The 1,153-nt window shown below is 60.4% G+C and carries 1 protein-coding gene; it reads right to left on the bottom strand.

Features of this window, described 5'->3' with window-relative positions; genetic code table 11:
* Positions 1-532 precede the first annotated feature (532 nt).
* On the bottom strand, positions 533-1,153 hold a 621-nt coding region (locus EN984_RS35430), incomplete at its 5' end, for a DUF2182 domain-containing protein (protein ID WP_127384395.1).

Genomic DNA, 1,153 nt, shown 5'->3' with positions numbered 1-1,153 from the left:
CCTTGACGGTGTCGAGCGTGGCCGCCGACGCGGCGGACGCCATCAATCCAAGCGTGGCGGCGCCTAGAATGCCGATAGCAATGTGTTTCATGACCCACAGACCCTTTTCTCTGTTTTCAGGAGTAAATCCTGATTTTTTTCTCCCGTGTGAACGCGGCTTCATCCCGGCCCATTCCCGAAACCCCGCATCGTAACCGACGCGCCGCCTCCCATTCACAAATGTCATCGAAGGCGATAATTCCTGTGAGGTCAAGGGAAATGACCGAAACCCAAAGAGTTTGAAAACCGATTGCCGCAAATGCCCGATTTACAGACAAACACGCCCGCGATTTAGCCAGCAGGGCTAATAAAGGCGGCAAATCTCATGCAACGCCAACGCGGGGCCAATACGGGCCGCGGCAGCGAAATCCATCCCGGGCAATAGCTCGTCGTTGTTGACCTCCCCGTGCGACGAACTACCAGGTCCCAAGATTGTCATCTGACAATTTACTGACGGCTGCATACCAATACAGACCGCCGACGAAGACTGTTCTCAAAGGGCTTGAAAGACGATCCAGATCCCGATGGCGGCCATCAACGCGCCTGAAACGCGCGGAATCAGCTGCCCGGTCGGCACCGTCTTCTCCAGCAGAACAAGGATGGCGATGCCGGCGATCCACAGCACGTTCATGACGCCACCGACGAACAACAGAGCCATCAGCGCCCAGCAGCACCCCAGGCAATAGGCGCCGTGATCGATGCCCAGCCGAAGCGCGCCGAGCGGAGCGGAACGGAATCCGCCACGGCTGGCCAGGAACGCGATCGGCGCCTGACATTGGCGCAGGCAGATGCCCTTCATCGGCGTCCATTGATAGAGACCGGCGGCGATCAGAACGAGGCCGCCGAGGATCGCGCTGCCGGTCGCCATCGAGGGATCGAGCAAGGCTAGACGGGCGAGAAGCCATTGCGCACCGGTCGCCAGGAGGCTGAAGACGACCCAGACGGCGAGGTAGCCGGCAAAAAACCATCCCGTCGAAGCGATGGGCCGGCCATCCGCCCGCGCCTTGCGGCCGACACCGGCATAGAGCAGCAACATCGGCGCGACCGACGGCGTCATCATGCCGACCATCATCACCGCCCACATCGTGAAGGTGAAGGCGAAATCGCCCAATGC

Source organism: Mesorhizobium sp. M7A.F.Ca.CA.004.12.1.1, assembly GCF_003997835.1.
GTDB lineage: Bacteria > Pseudomonadota > Alphaproteobacteria > Rhizobiales > Rhizobiaceae > Mesorhizobium.
Note: the sequence above shows the minus strand (reverse complement) of the source record. Positions and strands in the feature narration are given on the sequence as shown.